Source organism: Vibrio sp. 10N.222.55.C6, assembly GCF_041473395.1.
Lineage (GTDB): Bacteria > Pseudomonadota > Gammaproteobacteria > Enterobacterales > Vibrionaceae > Vibrio > Vibrio crassostreae_C.
Window position 1 is genome coordinate 1 of the sequence record NZ_JBFRSD010001259.1, and the last position, 428, is coordinate 428.

The 428-nt window shown below is 45.8% G+C and carries 1 protein-coding gene; it reads left to right on the top strand.

Annotated elements, in window-relative coordinates:
* Positions 1-428 (top strand): UDP binding domain-containing protein (locus AB4486_RS28450; RefSeq protein ID WP_372120186.1); only part of this gene is annotated, 428 nt, incomplete at both ends.

Below are 428 nucleotides of genomic sequence, written 5' to 3' on the forward strand. Positions count from 1 at the left end.
ACGTATCGGTTCGCACTACAACAACCCGTCATTTGGTTACGGTGGCTACTGCTTACCAAAAGACACTAAGCAACTGCGTGCCAACTACGCGGATGTGCCTAACAGCATCATTGGCGCGATTGTTGATGCCAATACTACCCGTAAAGACTTCGTTGCAGACTCTATCATCAAGCGTAACCCGCAGCGCGTGGGTATTTATCGTTTGATCATGAAATCAGGTTCTGATAATTTCCGCGCCTCTTCTATTCAAGGCATCATGAAGCGCCTTAAAGCGAAAGGCATTGAAGTGATTGTGTATGAACCTGTACTGGAAGAAAAAGAGTTCTTCCATTCAGCTGTGATCAAAGATCTTGCCGAGTTTAAGACGATGTCGGATGTGATTGTGTCTAACCGTATGGTCGATGAACTGCAAGATGTCGCAGATAAGG